The 17,824-nt window shown below is 58.8% G+C and carries 13 protein-coding genes; 2 read left to right on the top strand and 11 right to left on the bottom strand.

What is annotated here, in order from left to right; genetic code table 11:
* Nucleotides 1-190: 190 nt before the first annotated feature.
* From mdoH to hutC, 11 genes are all read right to left on the bottom strand, one after another.
* Entirely contained in the window at nucleotides 191-2,743 is a 2,553-nt protein-coding gene (mdoH, locus tag GYN01_RS15170; protein ID WP_048364577.1) for a glucans biosynthesis glucosyltransferase MdoH, read from the bottom strand.
* Nucleotides 2,736-4,403 (bottom strand): glucan biosynthesis protein G, encoded by a 1,668-nt coding sequence (locus tag GYN01_RS15175; RefSeq protein ID WP_203307444.1) that lies wholly within the window; start codon nucleotides 4,401-4,403, stop codon nucleotides 2,736-2,738. The genes mdoH and GYN01_RS15175 overlap by 8 nt, the downstream gene beginning before the upstream one ends.
* 287 nt (nucleotides 4,404-4,690) lie before the next feature.
* Complete coding sequence (gene dtd, locus GYN01_RS15180; RefSeq protein WP_048364579.1) at nucleotides 4,691-5,128, bottom strand: D-aminoacyl-tRNA deacylase; 438 nt, start codon at nucleotides 5,126-5,128, stop codon at nucleotides 4,691-4,693.
* Nucleotides 5,125-6,096 carry a prolyl aminopeptidase gene (gene pip / locus GYN01_RS15185; protein WP_048364580.1) on the bottom strand — a complete coding sequence of 324 codons (972 nt, stop codon included), beginning with the start codon at nucleotides 6,094-6,096 and terminating at the stop codon, nucleotides 5,125-5,127. Before pip ends, dtd begins: the two co-directional genes overlap by 4 nt.
* Nucleotides 6,097-6,339: 243 nt before the next feature.
* Nucleotides 6,340-7,146, bottom strand: coding sequence for an N-formylglutamate deformylase (gene hutG, locus GYN01_RS15190; protein WP_203307391.1), 807 nt, complete (start codon nucleotides 7,144-7,146; stop codon nucleotides 6,340-6,342).
* An 11-nt stretch (nucleotides 7,147-7,157) separates the two neighbouring features.
* On the bottom strand, nucleotides 7,158-8,363 hold the full coding sequence (hutI, locus tag GYN01_RS15195; protein ID WP_203307392.1) for an imidazolonepropionase: 1,206 nt from the start codon (nucleotides 8,361-8,363) through the stop codon (nucleotides 7,158-7,160).
* Nucleotides 8,364-8,391: 28 nt separating this feature from the next.
* Entirely contained in the window at nucleotides 8,392-9,795 is a 1,404-nt protein-coding gene (locus GYN01_RS15200) for an amino acid permease (protein ID WP_203307393.1), read from the bottom strand.
* A gap of 73 nt (nucleotides 9,796-9,868) precedes the next feature.
* Nucleotides 9,869-11,401 (bottom strand): histidine ammonia-lyase, encoded by a 1,533-nt coding sequence (gene hutH / locus GYN01_RS15205; protein WP_048364584.1) that lies wholly within the window; start codon nucleotides 11,399-11,401, stop codon nucleotides 9,869-9,871.
* A gap of 102 nt (nucleotides 11,402-11,503) precedes the next feature.
* Nucleotides 11,504-13,249 (bottom strand): urocanate hydratase, encoded by a 1,746-nt coding sequence (hutU, locus tag GYN01_RS15210; protein WP_420850436.1) that lies wholly within the window; start codon nucleotides 13,247-13,249, stop codon nucleotides 11,504-11,506.
* Nucleotides 13,250-13,501: 252 nt separating this feature from the next.
* The gene (locus GYN01_RS15215; RefSeq protein WP_048400657.1) at nucleotides 13,502-14,080 is read right to left on the bottom strand and encodes a HutD/Ves family protein; all 579 of its coding nucleotides are present in this window, start codon (nucleotides 14,078-14,080) and stop codon (nucleotides 13,502-13,504) included.
* Nucleotides 14,077-14,787, bottom strand: coding sequence for a histidine utilization repressor (gene hutC, locus GYN01_RS15220; RefSeq protein ID WP_173426985.1), 711 nt, complete (start codon nucleotides 14,785-14,787; stop codon nucleotides 14,077-14,079). Before hutC ends, GYN01_RS15215 begins: the two co-directional genes overlap by 4 nt.
* A gap of 146 nt (nucleotides 14,788-14,933) precedes the next feature.
* On the opposite strand from hutC, the gene GYN01_RS15225 reads away from it, so the two are divergent.
* Nucleotides 14,934-16,298, top strand: coding sequence for a formimidoylglutamate deiminase (locus GYN01_RS15225; protein WP_048400659.1), 1,365 nt, complete (start codon nucleotides 14,934-14,936; stop codon nucleotides 16,296-16,298).
* A 353-nt stretch (nucleotides 16,299-16,651) separates the two neighbouring features.
* A complete protein-coding gene (locus tag GYN01_RS15230) occupies nucleotides 16,652-17,782 on the top strand; it encodes a hypothetical protein (protein ID WP_203307395.1) in 1,131 nt (376 codons plus the stop codon).
* The last annotated feature ends 42 nt before the right edge of the window (nucleotides 17,783-17,824 follow it).

Raw genomic sequence — 17,824 nt, forward strand, 5'->3', positions numbered from 1 at the left:
TACCGCCGGGCACTCACCTATTCGCAGATGGATGCTAACTCAGAGCAGAGGGAGGACAAAGACTTTGCATCACAAAAGCGTGACAGATCATCCGTAGCCGCTGGCGCAGGTTGCGAAGCAAGCCCGGACGTCGCCTTGGGCAGCGACCACAAAAAAGCCCGTCCGCTCAGGTGAGGGGACGGGCTTGGGGTCAAGCGGCTGGCTGTAACGGTAACAGCGGCGCGTGGGCGTCGGCTGTGACCGACTCACGCCAGGCGTTGAGCCAGTCTTGATGACCTTCGCTCCACACCAGCGCGTGCAAACGTGCCAATGCCACCGGATCACTCAGCAGCGCCATGCGCTCGTTGTTGTTTAGCCCCGCAGGGCCCACTTTCAAGGCATGTCGCACGCGCTCGGTACGCAGCCATTCAATCGGCTCGGCCTCACGGTGACGCGAAGTCGCCAAAGCACACGCCAAAGCGTTCTGCTGTGGATCAACCACCGAACGGATGAAGCCGTCGTGCAGCGCGTGGTAACGATTCTCGTGGGTGTATTCAGCCGTAGCCGACAACTCACGGGGCGGCGCGTATTCCTCAGGAATCAGGAACAAGCTGGCGTCACGGGACTTGAGGCCCAACTTCACACGGCTGGAAATCACTGACACCGGGATCGACAGCATGAGCGAACCGACAATCGGCACCAACCACCACAGAAAGCTTGGGTTCAACCACAGCACCAACGCAGCCCAGGCCGCACCCAACAGGGTTTGCGGGCCATGACGGCGCACGGCTTCGCTCCACGGCGTGGAATCATCGTCACGTTGTGGCGAGTTCCAGGTCGCCGCCCAGCCCAGGAAAGCAGCCAGTACAAAGCGGGTGTGGAAGATCATGCGCACCGGCGCCAGCAGCATGGAGAACAGCATCTCCAGCAGCATCGACAACGTGACCTTGAACTTGCCACCGAACTGTTTCGCGCCTTTGGCCCAGATCAAAATGATGCTCAGCAGTTTAGGCAGAAACAGCAACACGATGGTGGTCGAGAACAACGCTACGGCTTTTTCCGGGTGCCATTGAGGCCACAGCGGATACAGCTGACGCGGCTCCATGAAGTACTGCGGCTCCATCAGCGTGTTGACTGCCAGCAACGCCGTCGACAGCAGCAAGAAGAAGAACCACAACGGCGCCGACAGGTACGACATCACGCCTGTGAGGAACACGGCCCGGTGAACCGGGTGCATGCCTTTGACCAAAAACAGGCGGAAGTTCATCAAGTTGCCGTGGCACCAGCGACGGTCACGCTTGAGTTCGTCCAGCAAGTTAGGCGGCAGTTCTTCATAGCTGCCCGGCAAGTCGTAGGCAATCCACACCCCCCAACCGGCACGGCGCATCAATGCCGCTTCAACGAAGTCATGGGACAGAATCGCGCCCGCAAACGCCCCTTTACCCGGCAATGGCGCGAGGGCGCAGTGCTCGATAAAAGGCTTCATGCGGATGATGGCGTTGTGACCCCAGTAGTGGGATTCACCCAATTGCCAGAAGTGCAGACCGGCGGTAAACAACGGGCCGTAAACCCGCGTAGCAAACTGCTGCATACGCGCATACAGCGTGTCCATGCCCGAAGCGCGTGGCGCGGTCTGGATGATGCCCGCGTCTGGCGTGGCTTCCATCAAGCGCACCAGGCTGGTCAAGCATTCGCCGCTCATCACGCTGTCTGCGTCGAGCACCACCATGTACTTGTAATCACCGCCCCAGCGACGGCAGAAGTCGTCGAGGTTGCCGCTTTTGCGTTTCACACGACGGCGACGACGGCGATAGAAAATCCGCCCGAAGCCTTCGGTCTCGCGGCACACGTCCAGCCACGCCTGCTGTTCAGCCACGCAGATGTCCGGGTCGTTACTGTCGCTGAGGACGAAAAAGTCAAAACGGTCGAGGTCACCGGTCGCTGCCACCGATTCATAAGTCGCACGCAAGCCTGCAAATACGCGGGTTACGTCTTCATTACAGATCGGCATCACCAACGCGGTACGGGCGTCTTGGGGGATCGGCTCATTACCCGCGCTGGCGCCTGAAATGCGGTATTTGTCGTGACCGGTCAACAATTCCAGAAAGCCCATCAAGGCCGTCCAGAAACCCGCCGACACCCAGCAAAACAGAATCCCGAACAGAATCAGGATGCTGGTTTGCAGCGCATAAGGCAGCACTTGTTGCGCCGTTTGCAGCAACGGCTGATGAACCACTTCATCAAGATCAACGAACGACCAGCCCTGGTACGGCATGATGCCCTTCATGTACCAGCCCGCGACGATGGTTTGGCCCAGCATCAAAACCAACAGAATGTAACGACGAATCGAACCCACAGTGCGCCAGCGCGCCTTGGGCAGAACGCGTTCATCTTTAGGCGGAGCCGGCGGGTTGCTGCGCCCGGTCAGGCGCCGCCAGCCGCGTACCAGAATGTTGGTACGCCACGGTTCAGGCACCACCTTGGTGCGGCGAATCGGCGGCGTGGCCTTGAGCATGACCCGGCCACTGGCGTCGACGGCCAGCATTTCTGCGTCCTCCAACGCCTCGGCCGAGCCGAGTGTCAGCCGTGTGCCCACCGACGCCTGAGCGGCCTCGGCGGTGTTCACGTCGGCGCGGGCCGAAAGGCGCTCGTGCAGCTGCTCAAACGAGGTGCAGCTCGCCAGTTCGGCGCGCTGCTCGTCGCTCAGCGGCAGATGCGCCAGATACTCGCTGAGCGAGACTGGCTGTGCGTGAGCATTACTCATCGGCTGGCAACTGGTAGCTCCAGGTCTCGGTCAGGACTTTTTCAGTCTTGACTGGCGCTGGGGTGGCTGGAGCCGCCTCGGCCGCAGGCGCTTTGGCGTCCTTGGCTTTGTGCTGCTCTTTCTTTTCCTGCGCCTTGGCCGCTGCTTTTTCAGCCTTGGTCAACAGAGCAACAGGCGCCGGGTCTTCATCTTTGACCAGTGCTGCACGCAGCTCGGTCGACTTGCTTGGATCTTTGACCTTCAAGCGCAGGGTCAAGCGCCAGCCCTTCGTTTCCGGGTTGTGGCGCAGGTTGTTTTCTACCAGCTCGGCGTTATCACCCACGCTGACCTGGCTGCGAATGGCAGCGTCTGCTGGCAACTTCTCAAGGGACGGGCCCTCGAAGTCGATCAGGTAAGCCACGCTGCCGTCCGGTTGACGGATCAGGTTGGATTGCTTGACGTCGCCGGTCGAACGCAGTGTTTGCTGAGCCCAGGCGCTGTCTTTAGGGTGCAAAGCGGCTTCGTCCATCGTCCAGTGCAGGCGATACGCGAAGTCGAAAGGCTTGAGCGGCTCAGGCTGAGTGTCCGGGCTCCAGAAGGCAACGATGTTGTCGTTGGTTTCATCGGCGGTCGGAATCTCTACCAGATCAACCGTGCCTTTGCCCCAGTCACCTTGTGGCTCGATCCACGCGCTTGGGCGCTTGTGGTAGTTGTCATCGAGGTCTTCGTAGTGGCTGAAGTCACGGCCGCGTTGCAACAGGCCAAAGCCCAGCGGGTTTTCAACCGAGAAGTTGCTCACCGACAAATGCTTCGGATTGTTCAGCGGACGCCAAATCCACTCACCGTTACCCGCATGGATCGCCAGACCCGACGAATCGTGCAGTTCGCGACGGTAGTTGAGCACTTTGGAAGGCTGATTGGCGCCGAACAGGTACATGCTGGTCAGCGGAGCGATGCCCAACTTGCCGACTTTGTCGCGCAGGAACATTTGCGCTTTGACGTCGACCACGGTGTCGACACCTGGGCGCAGCGTAAAGCGGTAAGCGCCCGTGGCACGCGGCGAGTCCAGCAGCGCGAAAATAACCAGGTGCTTGTCACCGGCTTTCGGGCGCTCGATCCAAAACTCGGTGAAACGCGGGAATTCTTCGCCAGAAGGCAGGGCTGTATCGATGGCCAAACCACGCGCCGACAGACCGTAAGCTTGATCCTTACCGACAACGCGGAAATAACTCGCGCCCAGCATGGTCATGACTTCGTCCTGCTTATCTGCTTTGTTCAGCGGATACAGCACGCGGAAACCCGCCCAACCGAGGTTTTCGGTGGCTTTAGGGTCAAATTTAACGTCGCCGAAATCGAAACGACTGGCGTCGTACTTGATCTCTTCCACCTTGGTGGCAGTGACTTCGTTGATCTTCACGGGCGTGTCGAAGTGCATGCCCTGGTGATAGAACGACAGTTTGAAGGGGGTTTTGTCGTCAGCCCACTGCACTTTCTCGTTGCGGAAACGAATTTTTTGATAGTCCGCAAACTTCATGTCGCGAAATTCGTTAGGCAAATTGCTGCGCGGTGCTTGGTACTTATGCTCGGCGAGGGTTTTAGCCTCTGCCGCCACGTCATCCAGACTGAATGCCCACAGTTGACCCGCACCGAACAAGCAAAAGAGCGCAGAGCCCGTCACCAGTGCGTTGCGTAACCGCTTGGCAGACTTTTTTGGTGCATTAAATGGACTAACAATCACGAGCAAACCTCGCCGAATACAGATGATGAAACCAACCGCCAGCGCTTAAATGCCGGGTTGGCGAGCACTGTTCCGACCGTCAAAGGAATGAATGATTCCCCAGGCGCGTCGGATTAGTCTCTGCGTAGCGCGGGATTATCTAGTAGCCCGCGTGACAACGCATCTACTGTCAGCAAGTATTTATGCTTAAAACCCCCTGTTTTCTGACGAAAACACCGATTTTCGGGGTTTTAGGTTTGTAACAAAAATGTAACGGGGCCATCGTTGACCAAATGCACCTGCATATCGGCACCAAATCGCCCTGACGCGACCTGTGGATGCAGCCGATTGGCCTCTTTCAACAGGTGGTTGAACAAAGCGTGGGCGACCTCGGGCGGGGCGGCGGTGGAGAAGCTTGGGCGCAGGCCACTTTTGGTGTCGGCGGCCAGGGTGAACTGCGACACCAACAGCAAACCGCCGTCAATGTCGGCCAGCGAGAGGTTCATTTTGCCTTCCGGATCGCTGAACACACGGTAGTTGAGCAGTTTATGCAGCAACTTCGCGGCGCTGGCTTCGGTGTCACCGGGTTCGACGGCCACCAGCACCATCAAACCCTGATCGATTGAACCGACGATCTCCCCCGCCACCTCAACCCGCGCACGGCTCACCCGTTGTAAAAGCCCCTTCATGCTTCATCCGGTTGCAGATTGAGCAGGCGCCGGGCCATTTGCTCGGTGGCGCGCACCAGGGCGTCGGTGATACCGGGTTCGGAAGCCACATGCCCGGCCTCGCGAATGATTTGCAGCTCACTGCCAGGCCATGCCTGATGAAGCGCCCAGGCGTTATCCAGCGGGCAAATCATGTCGTAGCGACCATGCACGATCACCGCTGGCAGGTGAGCGATCTTGTGCATGTCACGCAGCAACTGGTCAGGCTCCAGGAAAGCGTTGTTCATAAAGTAGTGGCATTCGATCCGGGCAATCGACAATGCCCGGTGCGGGTCACAGAAACGCTCGACCACCTGCGGGTTGGGCCGCAGGGTGGCGGCACGCCCTTCCCAGGTCGACCACGCTTTGGCCACGTGCATTTGCGCAATCTGGTCATTGCCCGTCAGGCGTTTGTAAAAGGCACCCATCAGGTCGTGGCGTTCTTCGGGTGGAATCGGCGCTACGTAGTCCTGCCAATAATCCGGGAAGATCCGGCTGGCACCCGCCTGATAGAACCATTCGATTTCTTGCGGGCGAGCTAGAAATATCCCACGCAAAATTAGGCCAAGCACCTGCGCTGGATGACTTTGTGCGTACGCCAATGACAGGGTCGAGCCCCACGAACCGCCAAACAACAGCCACTTGTCGATGCCCAGATACCGACGAATCCGCTCCATGTCAGCGACCAGATCCCATGTGGTGTTGCTTTCCAGACTGGCGTGCGGGGTCGAGCGCCCGCAGCCGCGCTGATCAAACGTGATGATGCGATACAGCCCCGGATCGAAATAGCACCGGCTGTTGGCATCGCAGCCTGACCCCGGCCCACCGTGTACGAACACCACGGGCAGGCCGTCGGGCGAACCGCTTTCGTCAACATAAAGAACATGCGGCCCATCAACCGCCAGCTCATGCCGGGCGTAGGGTTTGATCTGCGGGAACAAGGTCTGCATGACGCACTCCATCGGGGGTTGAGGTCATCCCTGCGGGGACTTCAAAAATGTTGCCGTCTGGCATCATAAACCCGATTAGCGGGAATGAGCAGGTGCTTATAACGGTGAATGCGGGGTGTGCCTTATACCCTCACCCCAACCCTCTCCCAAAGGGAGAGGGGGCTAGATTGAGGTGCTCTTGAGAATGCACACATTCAGTCCCCTCTCCCTCTGGGAGAGGGTTAGGGTGAGGGGCTTTTGATTTCAGGCCTTTGCGTAATGCCCCTCTCCCCACCCAATAATCCGCGCCAGCAATTGTTTGAGCACAATCTGCGTCGGCCCGGCCAGGTCTTGGCGGTAATTGAACGGCTCAACCTCTTCCATATAAGTGCTCTGCGCCAACTCCAGTTGCACCGCATGGATATGCTCCGCCGGGCTGCCGTAGTGGCGGGTGATATGGCCACCCTTGAAACGCCCGTTCAGCACATGGCTGTACTGCGGATGCTGCGCGCAGATCGTTTCCAGATCACAGGCCAATTGCGGGTCGCAGCTGGCGCCGTTGAACGTACCAAGGTTGAAGTCCGGCAGCTTGCCGTCAAACAAATGTGGGATGTGCGAACGAATCGAGTGCGCATCAAACAGCAATGCATAACCAAACTCAGCCTTTAACCGGGCCACCTCCTGCTGCAAGGTCTGGTGATAAGGCTTCCAGATCTGTTCAAGGTAAGTCGCCCGCTCAGCCTTCGACGGCGCAAGCCCTTCGCGAAACAACGGCACACCGTCAAACAACACGTCCGGGAACAGCCCCGTGGTCGCGCCCACGTACATCGGTGCATCGTCCTCAGGGCGGTTGAGGTCAATCACGAATCGCGAATACTCCCCCGCCAACGTACTGGCCCCCAGTTCAGCGGCAAATTCGTAAAGACGCGGAATGTGCCAGTCGGTGTCCGGCAGGCTTTGTGCCTCGGGGATCAAGCCGTCCTTGACCGCAGGCGTCAGGCGCAAACCCGCGTGGGGCATGCTGATGAGCAAGGGCACGCGGCCTTGTTTGAATGTCAGAACCTTGTCCACACACGTTTCTCCTAAAGCACTACGTCTACGCCATTGCGCACGACGCGTTTGTCCAGATCGCCGCCCAGCCAGTAAGCCAGATCCGCCGGGCGATCAATGTTCCAGGCCACGAAGTCCGCCACTTTTCCCGGTTCCAGCGAACCGTGGGTGTCGCCCATGCCCAGCGCAGTCGCCGCATGCAAGGTGACGCCCGCCAGCGCTTCTTCGGGGGTCATGCGAAAAAACGTACACGCCATGTTCAGCATCAAGCGCAACGACAACCCAGGCGAGGTGCCCGGATTGAGGTCGCTGGCGATGGCAATTTTGACCCCGTGCTTGCGCAAGGCGTCCATCGGCGGCAATTGGGTTTCGCGCAAAAAATAAAACGCACCGGGCAGTAACACCGCGACCGTGCCAGACGCGGCCATGGCGATAGCGTCTTCCTCGGTCATGAACTCCAGATGATCCGCCGACAGCGCCTGATAACGCGCCGCCAGGCTGGAGCCATGCAGCGATGACAACTGCTCGGCATGCAGCTTGACCGGCAGCCCTAGCGTTTGCGCCACCTTGAACACACGCTCCACCTGCGCCGCAGAAAACGCCAGGTACTCGCAAAACGCATCCACTGCGTCCACCAACCCTTCGGCCGCCAAGGTGGGCAGCATCTCGTTGCAGATGAGGTCGATGTAGTCGTCTGGGCGATCTTTGAATTCCGGCGGCAAAGCATGCGCGGCCAGGCACGTACTGCGCACCGTAACGGGCAACTCTTCGCCCAGGCGGCGAATCACGCGCAAGATTTTGCGCTCGCTTTCAAGGCTCAAGCCGTAGCCGGATTTGATTTCAACGCTGGTGACGCCATCACGCAGTAAACAGGTCAAACGCTCACGCGCACTGGTGAACAATTCTTCTTCGCTGGCTGCGCGAGTCGCACGTACGGTGCTGGCAATTCCGCCCCCGGCCGCTGCAATGTCGGCATAGCTCACACCTTGCAGGCGCTGCTCGAATTCGCCACTGCGGTTGCCGCCAAACACCGTGTGCGTATGGCAGTCGATCAACCCCGGCGTCACCCACGCCCCTTCCAGACCGTGAGTCTGGCTGTACTCGCCTTGAGGCAAGTGCAGCCGCGGGCCAATCCACTCAATGAAGCCTTCATAGGTCACGATGGCCGCGTCTTCGATGATCGAATACCTACCCTCGGTCATGGTTGCGACATTGCAGTGTTGCCAAAGCGTTTTCATTCACTTACTCCGCCGTTAAACGTTGGGATCAGGACAATTCAACCTGCGGTTTGACCGCCAGTTTGGCCACCGGCTTTACCCACAACCGGTAAGCCACGACCAAGCATGCAATCCAGACTACGCCGACAATCAAGGCCGCACGGGTGTCAGGGAAATAACCCAGCACGCCAAAGATAAACACCATGAAGACTGTGGCTGCAATCGGAGCATACGGCCAGAACGGCACCGGAAACTTGAGCTGCGCCACTTCTTCAGCGCTCATCGAACGGCGCATGGCCATTTGCGTGACCAGAATCATCAACCATACCCAGACGGTCGCAAAAGTCGCAATCGAGGCGATGATCAGGAAGATGTCTTGCGGGATCAGGTAATTGAGCACCACGCCTGCCAGCAGCGTCACGCCCATGACCAACACCGTCATCCAGGGCACACCGTGGCGTGAGATCTGCGCGAAGCCTTTAGGCGCCTGCCCTTGTTGAGCCAGGCCAAACATCATGCGACCCGCGCCGAAGATATCGCTGTTGATGGCAGACACTGCGGCTGAAATCACCACGATGTTGAGGATCGTCGCCGCCGAGCTGATGCCCAGGCTGTCGAAAATCTGCACAAACGGGCTGCCTTGCGTGCCGATCTGCGTCCACGGGTAAATGGCCATCAGTACAAACAGGGTCAACACGTAGAACAGCAAAATACGCAATGGCACTGCGTTGATGGCTTTCGGGATCACGCGTTGTGGGTCTTTGGCTTCACCGGCTGTAATACCAATGATCTCGATGCCGCCAAAAGCAAACATCACCACGGCAAACGAAGCGATCAAACCTCCGACGCCGTTGGGCATGAACCCGCCAAAGGACCACAGGTTGCTGATCCCGGTGGCGGATGCGTGCGCACTGTCCGCGCTGCCAATCCCAAACAGCATGATGCCGAAACCGGCCAAAATCATCGCCACGATGGCCGCGACCTTGAGCAGCGACAACCAGAACTCCATTTCACCAAAGACTTTGACGCTGCACAGGTTCAGGCCGCCAATCAGCAGCACAATGCCCAGTACCCAAATCCAGCGCGCGACGTCAGGGAACCAGAACCCCATGTAAATACCGAACGCGGTGATATCGGCCAAACACACGATGATCATCTCGAAGGCGTAGGTCCACCCGAGGATGAAACCCGACATCGGCCCTAGATAAGTGCTGGCGTAATGCCCAAACGACCCGGAAACCGGATCACGCACGGCCATTTCGCCCAGTGCGCGCATCACCATGAACACTGCCGCGCCACCGATCAGGTACGCCAGCAATACCGCAGGCCCGGCCATTTGGATGGCCGCGGCAGAACCGTAGAACAGTCCCGTCCCAATCGCTGAACCCAGCGCCATGAAACGGATGTGGCGAGCCGATAGCCCGCGCTTCAAACCTTGAGCTTGCTTGTGCATTTCGCGCGTCCTTAATTATTTTTGTCGGCGAACACAGCCGCACAGAGGGCCAAAGCCCTCTGCGACGATGTGATTACAGGCTGGGCAGAATTTGCGCAGGCACCAGCGCGTTCAGGCAGCGCGACGCCAGCAGCTGCATGGCCGCCTCAATGTCCGGGGCGAAGAAACGGTCCTTCTCATAGAACGCGACTTTGTCGCGCAACGTGGTGCGGGCAATTTCGAGCTTGGGTGAGGTTTTCAGGCCATCGCGCAAATCCAGGCCCTGACACGCCGCCAGCCACTCGACCGCCAGTACGCCGCGCACGTTTTCAGCCATTTCCCACAGACGCTTGCCCGCAGCAGGTGCCATAGACACGTGGTCTTCTTGGTTCGCCGACGTAGGAATGCTATCCACACTGTGCGGATGCGACAACGCCTTGTTCTCGCTGGCCAGCGCTGCGGCAGTCACTTGGGCAATCATAAAGCCGGAGTTGACCCCGCCATTGCCCACCAAAAAGGGCGGCAATTGCGACATGTGTTTGTCCATCATCAGCGAAATACGGCGCTCGCTCAGCGAGCCGATCTCAGCAATGGCCAAGGCCATGTTATCGGCGGCCATTGCCACCGGCTCGGCGTGGAAGTTACCGCCTGAAATCACATCGCCCTGCTCGGCGAACACCAACGGGTTATCCGACACGGCGTTGGCTTCAATGCCCAACACCTCGGCGGCCTGACGGAACTGAGTCAGGCACGCGCCCATGACTTGTGGCTGGCAACGCAGGGAATACGGGTCTTGAACTTTGTCGCAGTGCTTGTGGGACAACGACACTTCGCTGCTTTCACCCAGCAAGTCGCGGTAAATCGCGGCGGCGTCGATTTGCCCCCGCTGACCACGCGCCGCATGAATGCGCGGGTCAAACGGGGAGCGCGAACCCAGCACCGCTTCAACGGTCAAGCCTCCGCACGCCATCGCGGCGGCAAACAGGTCTTCACCTTCAAATAACCCGCGCAGAGCAAATGCGGTCGACACTTGCGTGCCGTTGAGCAGCGCCAGACCTTCTTTCGCGGCCAAGGTCAGCGGCTCAAGACCGGCCTGTTTCAACGCAGTGCGTGCGTCCAGCCATTCACCTTTGTAGCGCGCCTTGCCTTCGCCCAGCAGCACCAGCGACATGTGCGCCAAGGGCGCCAAATCACCTGATGCGCCCACTGAACCTTTAAGCGGAATGTGCGGATAAACCTGGGCATTGATCAGCGCGATCAATGCATTGATCACCACGCGACGAATACCGGAGAAACCACGGCTCAAGCTGTTGACCTTGAGCACCATGATCAGGCGCACCAGATCATCGCTGATCGGTTCGCCAATGCCTGCCGCGTGAGACAACACCAGCGAACGCTGTAGGTTTTCGAGGTCCGCGCTGGCGATTTTGGTCGACGCCAGCAGACCGAAACCGGTGTTGATACCGTAGGTGGTGCGATTTTCAGCCAAAATTTGTTCAACACACGCCACGCTGGCGTCAATCTGCGCCGAGGCGCTTTCGTCCAGCGTGAGGGCCACAGGCTGCTGATAAATGTCACGCAGCTGGGCAAGGCTCAGTTGGCCGGGGATCAGGTTTAGCTCAAGCACGTTAATACTCCTTCACGTGTGTTGATAAATAGTAGAAGCCGTTTGAAACGATCTTGTTTTAGGTAGGCGCGAGCCGTGCTCACGCCTACCGAGTGTCGTGGTTTAACCGTTGATCATCGGCAGGTTCAGGCCCTGTTCGTTGGCGCACTCGATGGCGATGTCGTAGCCCGCATCGGCATGGCGCATCACACCGGTAGCCGGGTCGTTGTGCAACACACGGGCGATACGTTCGGCCGCTTCGTCGGTGCCATCACAGACGATGACCATCCCCGAATGCTGCGAGAAGCCCATGCCCACTCCGCCACCGTGGTGCAAGGAGACCCAGGTCGCACCGCTCGCGGTGTTGAGCAAGGCGTTGAGCAAGGGCCAATCAGAGACTGCATCCGAACCGTCCTGCATGGCTTCGGTTTCGCGGTTGGGGCTGGCCACCGAGCCGGAGTCGAGGTGGTCGCGGCCAATCACGATCGGCGCTTTCAGTTCGCCGCTGCGCACCATTTCGTTGAAGGCCAGGCCCAACTTGGCGCGTTGGCCCAGGCCGACCCAGCAAATACGCGCGGGTAAGCCCTGGAAGCTGATGCGCTCGCGGGCCATGTCCAGCCAGTTATGCAGGTGCGCATCATCGGCGATCAGTTCTTTGACCTTGGCGTCGGTTTTGTAGATGTCCTCCGGGTCCCCCGAAAGCGCGACCCAGCGGAATGGACCTACGCCGCGGCAGAACAAAGGGCGGATATAAGCAGGTACGAATCCAGGGAAATCGAAGGCGTTTTCGACACCGACTTCTTTGGCCATCTGACGAATGTTGTTGCCGTAGTCGAAAGTCGGAATGCCTTGCTTCTGAAACGCCAGCATCGCTTCGACATGTTCACCCATCGAGGCTTTAGCCGCTTTGACCACCGCTGCCGGATCGGTCACGGCACGGTCGCGGTATTGCTCCCAAGTCCAGCCTTTGGGCAGGTAGCCATTGAGCGGATCGTGAGCGCTGGTCTGATCGGTGACCATGTCCGGGCGTACACCACGGCGCACCATTTCTGGCAGCAGTTCAGCAGCGTTCCCACACAGGGCAATAGAAATAGCTTTGCCTGCTGCGGTGTATTTCGCGATACGTGCCAGCGCGTCATCCAGATCGGTCGCTTGCTCATCGACATAGCGCGTGGCCAGACGGAAATCGATGCGGCTTTGCTGGCACTCGATGTTCAGCGAGCACGCGCCTGCCAACGTAGCGGCCAACGGCTGCGCGCCGCCCATGCCGCCCAAGCCGGCGGTGAGTACCCACTTGCCTTGGAGGCTGCCGTTGTAATGCTGACGACCGGCTTCAACGAAGGTCTCGTACGTTCCTTGCACAATCCCCTGACTGCCGATGTAAATCCAGCTACCGGCCGTCATCTGCCCGTACATGGCCAGACCCTTGGCGTCGAGTTCGTTGAAGTGCTCCCACGTAGCCCAATGCGGCACCAGGTTGGAGTTGGCAATCAGCACACGCGGTGCGTTGCTGTGGGTTTTGAACACGCCGACCGGTTTGCCGGATTGCACCAGCAGGGTTTCGTCGTCATTGAGGTGAGTCAGGCTTTCGACGATTTTGTCGTAGCACTCCCAGTTGCGCGCCGCACGCCCAATGCCGCCGTACACCACCAACTCGGTCGGGTTCTCGGCCACTTGCGGGTCGAGGTTGTTCATCAACATCCGCAACGGGGCTTCGGTCATCCAGCTTTTAGCCGTGAGTTGGGTGCCACGGGCAGCGCGGATTTCACCGTCACGGTGGCGGGTGAACTCGGGAGGCGATTGGGGTGTAGTTGAAGTCACGGGTAACTCCTCAGCAATGGGCAGACGCACACTTATGTACTTGTACATACAAGCATATGCAAGTAAGCGGCCAACGTGAGGATTCGCAGCATGAAACTATTGGAGGCCCCGAAAATAGAGGGCTGAGCAACGGAGGGGGATTGCACAGACAACGGAGGGGCAAGCGATGGGATGTTACGGAAACGGGTTTTTGCGCTGTTTTGGGGCGTTCGGTAACAAATTGCGTAGGCGCTATCGAAGGCTGCGATTTTTTAGACGATCAAAAGCTCGCAGCCTTCGGCAACGCCTACGCGGGGGATTTCAGGTGGGGCTTAATTCGATCACGCAGCAGCGGCCCGTCACGGTGATTTCCAGCAACGCACCGTCATTGCTCAGTCGCAGGCAATCGTAACGGCCCAAGTGTTGGTGCTGAGTGTTACCGATACCTACGTACACGTGCTCGCTGGCGCTGAACACCAGCACCGTGTGCGCCGCGCTGAAAAAACGCTGAGGTGTAACACTATCCAGCCATTGCAGGCGCGCGCTGTAACGGTTGGGGGCATAGATCAAATTGAAGTCGCGGATCGGGCCATCTATTAACGTGCAGCTCACCGCACTTTCACCCCTAAAGGCGAAGGCATCGAACGGTAACAAGGCACGCGTGTGTAGCCCGTCCACTTGCAGGTTCATGCCTGCGCCTTGCAGCACGCTAATGATTCGCTGATAGCCTTCAAAGCGCGAAAACCCGCCCGACTCGCCAATGTCGGCAATCGACAGGCGCCAGCCAAAACCCTCAAGACCTTCGCCTGCGTCACGGGTGATTTCTTCGGTGCTCCCGCCGCCGTTTTTCCACGGCATGCGCGGGTAATCAGCGGCGCGTAAGACAGTCAATTCATTCATTTACTGAAACGTCCTTCAAGGCGATGGCGGGAGCCGGGATGAATCAAACGGGCCACTGTGACCGGCTGGCGCCCCGACCAGGTACGACGGCGAATCAGCAGGCAAGGCTCGCCCGGCTCAATTTGCAGCAACTTGCACTCTTTGGGGTCAGCCAGAATCGCCTCGACCACGTGCTCGCCTTCCGTCAACGGTGCGACTTGAGACAAGTAGGCGTAAGGCGTTTGCTGAGTGAAATCCTGCTTGAGGTAGTCCGGCGCCACTTGCGCGTTGACGAAACGGTCCTCTATTTGCACGGCAATGCCGTTCTCGTAATGCACGATCAACGAATGGAAGACTTTTTGCCCTTCACGCATGTCCAGCACCGCTGCACGTTCAGAGCCTGCCGCTTCTTCGCCCAGGCTGATGACTTTGCAACTGTGCTGATGGCCACGGGCGGCGATCTCATCGGCGATGTTGTTGACTTCAAACAGTGCGGATTGGGACTTGGGTTCGGCCACAAAGGTGCCCACACCTTGCATACGCACCAGCAGGCCGTCGGCGGTCATTTCACGCAGGGCGCGGTTGATGGTCATACGGCTGAAGCCCAATTGGCTGACCAGCTCACTCTCGGAAGGGACGCGGTGGTGCGGCGGCCAGTTACCACTCTTGATTTGCTGAGTGATCATCTGTTTCACACGGGCGTACAGGGGCGCCGGACTGTCGCCCATCTGGGCAGCCAGCGGGTTCACGGCAGGCGGAGTCGGCACAGGCAATCCTTGTTGAAGAGTAAAGAGGCGTAGCTTGCCGGAGTTTACCGAGCAGGCAAACGTCTGTATATGTATATACAAATAACAAACAATGGGGTACCCAACCGATGTCCGTCTTCTTTGCCGAGCGTGCGCTGTTACCCACAGGCTGGGCGACCAATGTCCGAATCGAGGTCGGCAAGGATGGCCTCCTCTTGAGCCTTGAAGCCAATGCCGACGCCTCTGGCGCCGAACGCGTGCACGGCCCGCTGCTGCCGGGCATGCCAAACCTGCATTCTCACGCCTTTCAACGCGCGATGGCCGGCTTGGCCGAAGTGGCTGGCAACCCCAATGACAGTTTTTGGACCTGGCGCGATTTGATGTATCGCCTTGTCGGAAAAATCAGCCCTGAACAGCTAGGCGTCATCGCGCGCCAGCTGTACATCGAGATGCTCAAGGCGGGTTACACCTCGGTGGCCGAGTTTCATTATGTGCATCACGATGTTTCTGGGCGACCTTACGCCAACCCCGCCGAGCTGGCGCTGCACATCAGCGAAGCCGCCTGCTGCGCAGGCATTGGTATGACCCTGCTGCCGGTGCTGTACAGCCACGCCGGTTTTGGTGGCCAAGCGCCAAGTGAGGGCCAGCGGCGCTTCATCAACAGCACCGAGCACTACCTGCAACTTCACCAACAGTTACAACCGCTGATAGCCCAACAACCGGCCCAAACGCTGGGGCTGTGTTTTCACTCCTTACGCGCGGTCACTGCGCAGCAAATCCACGACGTGCTGAGCGCCAGCAATAGCACCTGCCCGGTGCATATCCACATCGCCGAGCAACAAAAGGAAGTCGACGACTGCCTGAGTTGGAGCGGCAAACGTCCGATTGAGTGGCTGTATGACAACGTTGACGTCGACTCACGCTGGTGCCTGGTGCACGCCACCCATGCCAATGCGGCGGAAGTAGCGCGGATGGCTAACAGCCAGGCCGTAGCCGGGTTGTGCCTGACCACGGAAGCCAATCTGGGGGATGGACTTTTCCCGGCGGTAGATTATCTGGCCCAAGGCGGCCGCCTGGGCATCGGCTCGGACAGTCATGTGTCGTTGAGCGTGGTTGAAGAGCTGCGCTGGCTGGAATACGGCCAGCGCCTGCGCGACCAGCGCCGCAACCGCGTGTATCGCGCCGACCAACCCATGGTCGGCCGAACGCTGTTTGACGCGGCACTGGCCGGAGGCGCGCAGGCAATGGGCCAGCCGGTCCGTGGGCTGGCAGTGGGTCAGCGCGCCGATTGGCTGGTACTCGACGGCAACGATCCCTACCTGGCCACAGCCCAGGGTGACGCCATTCTCAATCGCTGGCTGTTTGCCGGTAGCGACCGTCAGGTGCGTGATGTGCTGGTTAATGGCCAGTGGGTGATACGCGATGGCCATCACGCTGACGAAGTCGACAGCTGCCGCGACTTTACTCGTGTGCTCAAGGAGCTGGTGGGGTAGCAGTTCCTGAAGGCGACGTCCGATTGCGAACCGACCGTAAATCCGATGCCTGCGGTTGAATGGCTTGACGACCGCTTCGCGCCCGATCGCAGCCTCGTGTTACTCGTCAGCGACTACACGCAAATTGGGGTAGTAGTTGCCGAAGGCGACGTCTGAGTGCGCTGTGATCATAAACCCGATGAATGCGGTTGAATGACCTTACGACCGCTTCGCGCCCGATCGCAGCCTCGTGTTACTCGTCAGCGACTACAGGCCTCATTGGAATCGCTTCCTATCGCGGTAACTTCTCCTTCTGATACGCGATTTTGCCGACAGTTACCTTGTGTTCTCTCCAATGAACGCAAGGATTTATCGTGACTACAGTAACTGTTTACTTCTGCGGCACCGGTTCCACCAAGTTCGATGCCACCCATGAAAACTATTGGAATGGCGAGCTGATTTCGACACTGGCCGCCCACAGCAAAGGCCGTGAATTTGCCGAATGGATCGTCGTCGACGGTCCAGGCAGCGGCAACTTGCAAGCCGATGAGATGTTCGTGCAGAACAAGGAATACGGCATGACCGGCAGCCTGTTCGGCAAAGGCTGGGAAGAGAACGTCAAGCACGTGTTGAGCATTCTCAAAGGCAAGTGTGAATGGCAGCGCGAGAAACTCACCGAAGCCGAATACAACCGCCTCAAAGCGGCCGGCATTCCCATCGAAGATGTGACCGTGACCGGTTCGTGGATGTGGCGCAAATACGATTACGGCAACCGCGCCGTGACCCAGCAACAGTTGCAAGAGCAACTGATCAAAACCTTCCGCAAGGACGGCGTGATTCCGACCCAGGTCAACCTGGTGGGCTGGAGCCGTGGCGCGGTGAGCTGCCATATGCTGGCCAACGCCATGCTCAACGACAATGAGCTGAAAAACGTCCCGGTCAATATCTTCGCCGTGGACCCGGTGCCAGGCCCAATGAACTTCCAGAATGCACGGGTTGAACTGGGTAAAAACGTTCAGGAGTACGTAGGCTTTTTTGCTCGTGATGAACGCTCTAAAGGGTTTTCTTGCGTCGTTCCAGAAACGGCCTCCAACACTCGCGTACACATCTACCCAATGGCCGGGCGTCACGCCACTTTGGTGGGCAACGCAGCGGCTGATGGTGATAAAGGCGCGAAAGTGCTGGCTGAGCCGGGAGTGGTGGTGCGTCACTTCGCTGAAATGTGCCTGACCCGTTGGGGCGTGCCACTGGACAAGCGCTTGAGCCTGTCAGCGGCAGATCTGGAAACCCAGCACAAAGCCATCGTGAGCGACGACGCGAAATACGCAGCGATGCACAAGTACTCCTACACAAAGATCACCGAGTCGGAGAAAAACGAACGTTACGCCTCGCTGGGCAGTAAAGGCATCGCCTTTAGCGCCATCAAAGGCGCTCCGTATGTGCCGCCAGCCGGTCTGTCACAGAGCCTGGCCTACAACCCGGCAACCTACAAAGACATCGTTTGATGTAACGCGCTAACGCCAGCCCCCCACCAAGGGAGCTGGCTT

This window comes from Pseudomonas weihenstephanensis, from assembly GCF_016812185.1.
GTDB classification, from domain to species: Bacteria; Pseudomonadota; Gammaproteobacteria; order Pseudomonadales; family Pseudomonadaceae; genus Aquipseudomonas; species Aquipseudomonas weihenstephanensis.

Bases quoted from the DNA above. Each gene is read 5' to 3' on its own strand.
- hutI (WP_203307392.1), bottom strand. From the start codon at position 8,363: ATGAAAACGCTTTGGCAACACTGCAATGTCGCAACCATGACCGAGGGT.
- GYN01_RS15200 (WP_203307393.1), bottom strand. From the start codon at position 9,795: ATGCACAAGCAAGCTCAAGGTTTGAAGCGCGGGCTATCGGCTCGCCAC.
- hutC (WP_173426985.1), bottom strand. From the start codon at position 14,787: ATGGGCGACAGTCCGGCGCCCCTGTACGCCCGTGTGAAACAGATGATC.
- dtd (WP_048364579.1), bottom strand. From the start codon at position 5,128: ATGAAGGGGCTTTTACAACGGGTGAGCCGTGCGCGGGTTGAGGTGGCG.
- hutU (WP_420850436.1), bottom strand. From the start codon at position 13,249: ATGTACAAGTACATAAGTGTGCGTCTGCCCATTGCTGAGGAGTTACCC.
- GYN01_RS15215 (WP_048400657.1), bottom strand. From the start codon at position 14,080: ATGAATGAATTGACTGTCTTACGCGCCGCTGATTACCCGCGCATGCCG.
- pip (WP_048364580.1), bottom strand. From the start codon at position 6,096: ATGCAGACCTTGTTCCCGCAGATCAAACCCTACGCCCGGCATGAGCTG.
- mdoH (WP_048364577.1), bottom strand. From the start codon at position 2,743: ATGAGTAATGCTCACGCACAGCCAGTCTCGCTCAGCGAGTATCTGGCG.
- GYN01_RS15225 (WP_048400659.1), top strand. From the start codon at position 14,934: ATGTCCGTCTTCTTTGCCGAGCGTGCGCTGTTACCCACAGGCTGGGCG.